The sequence below is a fragment of the Blastomonas sp. genome (genome assembly GCF_041747255.1).
In the GTDB taxonomy this organism is placed as follows: domain Bacteria; phylum Pseudomonadota; class Alphaproteobacteria; order Sphingomonadales; family Sphingomonadaceae; genus Blastomonas.
Genome location: NZ_JBGTFM010000295.1, coordinates 1 through 4,638 on the forward strand (window position 1 = coordinate 1; position 4,638 = coordinate 4,638).

The window sequence follows — 4,638 nt, forward strand, 5'->3', positions numbered from 1 at the left end:
CCGATCTGCCAACCCACGCCCGTTGCCCGCGCTGGCGCAGGCGGTTGACGCGCTGGATGCGCGGCTCGCCGGCGTCGACACATCAGGCGAGGAGCAGCTGGTCCAGCGCCGCGTGACCTTCCTGCGCGCGCAACTCAATGCGGCGCGCACCCGGCTGCGCATGCTGCAGGGCGAAAAGCTCTCGTTCCGCGCCGAATCGCTCGGGCTGTTCGGAGCGACCCCCGATATTCAACCGCTGGCGAGCTATGACCCGGTGCTAGCGCAGATTGAGACATTGCTGCCCGGCGAGGGCACGCTGGCTGCGCGGGTCGATGCGTTTCAGGACCGCTTCGTGATCCAGGCGAACCGGCTCAAGCCCGTGTTCGATCGTGCGATTGCTGAATGCCGCGCGCGCACCGCGCGCTACATTCTGCTGCCCAGGGGCGAGACCTTCCGCATGGAATTCGTCACCGGCAAGCCGTGGAGCGGCTATAATTATTATCAGGGCAAGCTCACCAGCCTGATCCAGATCAACACCGATCTGCCGATCCGCATCAGCCGTGCGGTCGATCTGGGCTGTCATGAAGGCTATCCCGGCCACCATTCGCTCAACTATTCGCTTGAACAAACGCTGATGCGCGGTCGCGGCTGGATGGAATACAGCGTCTACCCGCTGTACAGCCCGCAAAGCCTGATCGCCGAAGGATCGGCCAATTACGGGATCGAACTGGCATTTCCGGGCGGAGACAAGCTGGCGTTCGAAAAGGCGGTGCTCTATCCGCTCGCTGGACTGAACAGTGCGGACGCCGAACGGCTCGCGCAATTGCAGGCGGCGCTCGCCGGGCTGCAGGGTGCGCGTTTCACGATCGCACAGGCCTATCTCGATGGCGAGGTGACCCGCGATCAGGCCATTGTTCTTGCACAGAAATACCAGCTGCTCAGCGAGGCGCGCGCCCGCCAGTCAATCGGCTTTACCGACGTCTATCGCAGCTATGTGATCAACTACGGCCTGGGGCTGGACATGGTCCGCGCGCATGTCGAGGCGGCAGGGAGCGATGCCGCATCACGCTGGGCCGCCATGGAGCGCGTGATCAGCGAGCCCACGCTGCCCGCCGATCTGGTGGTGCGCTCATCCCGGTGATGCGCTGATCAGATACGCTCGGCGCGTGCGACCGATTCCGACGCGCGCAGCGCCATGATGATCTGCATCAGATGGCCGACATCGTGCACCTCAAGGTCCGACTCATAGGTGTGGAACGGGTGGTCGCGGTTGGTCAGCCGCAGATTGACGATATTCGCCTTATGATGGCTGAAGATGCCCGCCATGTCGGCCAGCGTGCCGGGCCGGTTATACAGGATTGCGCGGATGCGCGCGGTCGCGCCTTCTGAATCATTGTCCCATGACAGATCGATCCAGTCGGCATCCTGACCGGTGACCAGATTGAGGCAATCAATGGTGTGCACCTCCACCTGCTCGCCCTTGCGGCGCAACCCGATGATGCGGTCACCGGGCACCGGGTGACAGCACTCGGCCAGTTGAAAAGCCACGCCGGGGGTGAGGCCCCGGATCGAGATTGCCCGGTCCTGGCGGGGGAATTCGCGTTGTGCGTTAAGGTCCTTGGTGCTGCCAGGCAACAGCGCATCCATGAGCGTGTGGTCTGAAATCTTGTTGGTGCCAATGGCGAGCATAAGCTCGGTCTCATCCTCGATGTCCAGCCGTTCGATCGCCTGTTTCAGCGCCTTTTTGCCAATTTTCACCGGCAGCCGCCCGGCAATCTCGTCATAAATCACCCGCCCCATCGCGGCGGTTTCATCGCGGTCCTTGTCGCGCACATAGCGGCGGATCGCCGCGCGCGCCTTGCCCGTGGTGACAAAGCCCAGCCAGCTGGTCTGCGGCTCCTGCCCTTCTGACTTGAGGATTTCGACGATATCGCCATTGGCGAGCGGGGTGCGCAGCGGCACATGGCGGTTGTTGATCAGCGCGCCGACCGCGTGATTGCCCAGCTTGGTGTGCACCGCATAGGCAAAATCGATCGCGGTCGCGCCTTTGGGCATCTGGTGCAGCGCGCCCTTGGGGGTGAAGGCGAAGATGCGGTCCTGATACATCGCCATACGGGTGTGTTCGAGCAATTCGTCAGCATCTTGCGCGGTATCGAGAATCTCGATCAGATCGCGAATCCAGCCCGCCTGCCCGTCGGGGCTGCTGGAACCCTGCTTATAGGCCCAGTGCGCCGCGAGCCCGAATTCGCTCTGCCGGTGCATGTCATGGGTGCGAATCTGGATTTCGACGCGCATCGACTGGCCGTGGATGATCGCGGTATGCAAGGACCGATAGCCGTTGCGCTTGGGCGTCGAGATATAGTCTTTGAACCGCCCCGGGATCATCTTCCACTTGCGGTGGATCTGGCCGAGCGCGCGATAGCAATCATCGATGCTGTCGACCAGAATGCGAAACGCGATGATGTCAGTCATCTGCTCGAACGACACATGCCGTTCGGCCATCTTACGCCAGATCGAATAGGGATGTTTTTCGCGGCCGCTGATCAGTGCGGTGAGGCCGTGGCTGGCAAGCTCTGCGGTCAGCGATGTCGAAATCGTGTCGACCAGGTTTTCGCCATCGGCCTTGATCTGGTCGAGCCGCCCGCAGATGGTGTTATAGGCCTCGGGCTCAAGCTCGCGAAAGGCGAGCATCTGCATCTCGCGCATATATTCATACATGCCAACCCGCTCGGCCAGCGGCGCGAAGATATCCATCGTCTCGCGGGCGATGCGCTTGCGCTTGTCCTCGCTCTTGATGAAATGCAGCGTGCGCATGTTGTGCAACCGGTCGGCCAGCTTGACCAGCAACACCCGTAAATCGTTTGACATCGCCAGCAGGAACTTGCGCAGGTTCTCGGCCGCGCGTTCATTTTCGGTCTGCGCCTCGATCTTGGAGAGTTTGGTGACGCCATCGACCAGCTTGGCGACCTGCGGCCCGAACATCCGGTCAATCTCGTCGATGGTGGTCAGCGTGTCTTCCACCGTATCGTGCAGCAGCGCGGTGATGATGGTCTCAACATCCATCTTGAGGTCGGTCATCAGACCGGCGACCTCGATGGGGTGGCTGAAATAGGGGTCACCGCTGGCGCGCTTCTGGCTGCCGTGCTTCTGCACCGAAAACACATAGGCGCGGTTGATCAGCGCCTCATCGGCATCCGGGTCATAGGCCTTGACCCGTTCCACCAGTTCATATTGTCTCAACACCGTGCGAATGTCGGGGCTTTACAGGCAAATGCAACAGAAAAACACGCCTGTGCCGGGCAGGATGACGCGGGCTCTTGAGCGGGCAAGAGTCCATGCGATCCGGCATCGGCACAGGCGCGCGAGGTTTACCTGTCATCGCGGCTAGGGGGCGCTGTGGGAAACGCACGCCGCGCATTGACAGGCGAGGGGGTTAGCAGACGAGGGACAGAACTGGCATCAGCCCTTGGCGTTGCAGGCGGCGATGTCCTCGGCGGGCATCTCGTCATTGCGCGTCGAAAAAGCGGTCACTTCACCCATCTTGCGCGACAGGCGGGTGCACACGTTGATCGGGCGCGAGGTCGCCTTGGCACCAAGGCACACCGTACCTTCGCACTGCCAGACGACGCCCTGGATGATCTTCGATGACTTTTCGACCGGGCTGCTCAGCTCGGCGCGAAAAAAGGCGCCGGACGGCGATTGCGCACTGGCGGTGCTGACCTGCATCATCGTGATCGAACTGATCGATGCGGCGGCGACAAGCGCGATCTGGGTGAGTGTGGCGGTGAGGGTCTTCATGGGGAATGTCCTTTCATGATGTTTGGTGTTCAGCGTGGGGCAATTTGGGTTGTGCAATTTAGGTTGCGAATCACTACCTACTGAAATGCATTTCAAGTTGCAACTAAAAACTTAATTGCACTTTTGGCTTTGGCTTTGCCGCGATTTCCCGATAAGATGGCGGTTTGAAACTGGAATTTTGCACCATGACTCATGCCCCTCATGACAAGCTGCGCGAGCCGCTGGCCGAAATCGCTGCAACGTGCAGCCTGCCCCAGGCGCTGGAAACGATGGGCGAACGCTGGTCGTTCATGATCCTGCGCGCCTCGTTCAACGGCGTGTATCATTTTGAGGAGTTTCTTGAGCAGCTCGGCATCGCCCGCAACATCCTGTCCAACCGCCTCACCCGGCTGGTCGAAAGCGGCATTCTCAAACGCGCGCCGTGCGTTGATGACCGCCGCAAGATCGAATACCGGCTGACCGACAAGGGCCATGATCTGCTGCCCACGATGATCGCGCTGCGCCAGTGGGGCGAGAAATGGGAAAGCGGAGTGCCGTCAAACCCGGTGCTGGTCGATGAACGCGACCACCGGCCGATTGGACCGATCTCCATCCGCGCGCACGATGGCCGCGTGCTGACCCATCACGACCTATGCTGGATGAACCTGTCCGACATCGCCACCGCCGACAGCGAGGAAGCCGACAACAGCGTGATCAAGCGCATCGCGGCGGTTTGAGGGGACGGTAGCGGTTTTGCATCAGGCCGATTCGTTCGGACCGTCAGCTTGAGGCGCAGCCACTTGGCCATTGGCATTGCCGATAACGGCTGGGGAGCGGCGGCAAGTCAGCCCGGCTGAAGGTATGTGCGCGCGGTCTCCGCAA

At 61.3% G+C, this 4,638-nt stretch carries 4 protein-coding genes; 2 read left to right on the top strand and 2 right to left on the bottom strand.

What is annotated here, in order from left to right:
- Positions 1 to 1,120: hypothetical protein (locus ACEW8G_RS10215; protein WP_373488317.1), on the top strand; the 1,120-nt coding region annotated here is incomplete at its 5' end.
- Between the two features lie 8 nt (positions 1,121 to 1,128).
- On the opposite strand, the gene ACEW8G_RS10220 is transcribed toward ACEW8G_RS10215, so the two are convergent.
- Together ACEW8G_RS10220 and ACEW8G_RS10225 are read right to left on the bottom strand one after the other, a co-directional pair.
- The gene (locus tag ACEW8G_RS10220) at positions 1,129 to 3,222 is read right to left on the bottom strand and encodes a bifunctional (p)ppGpp synthetase/guanosine-3',5'-bis(diphosphate) 3'-pyrophosphohydrolase (protein WP_373488318.1); all 2,094 of its coding nucleotides are present in this window, start codon (positions 3,220 to 3,222) and stop codon (positions 1,129 to 1,131) included.
- A 216-nt stretch (positions 3,223 to 3,438) separates the two neighbouring features.
- Positions 3,439 to 3,777 (bottom strand): hypothetical protein, encoded by a 339-nt coding sequence (locus ACEW8G_RS10225; protein ID WP_373488319.1) that lies wholly within the window; start codon positions 3,775 to 3,777, stop codon positions 3,439 to 3,441.
- A 185-nt stretch (positions 3,778 to 3,962) separates the two neighbouring features.
- Here ACEW8G_RS10225 and ACEW8G_RS10230 point away from each other — a divergent pair, with 185 nt between their 5' ends.
- Positions 3,963 to 4,493: a winged helix-turn-helix transcriptional regulator gene (locus ACEW8G_RS10230; RefSeq protein ID WP_373488320.1), complete on the top strand. Its 531-nt coding sequence runs from the start codon at positions 3,963 to 3,965 to the stop codon at positions 4,491 to 4,493.
- The last annotated feature ends 145 nt before the right edge of the window (positions 4,494 to 4,638 follow it).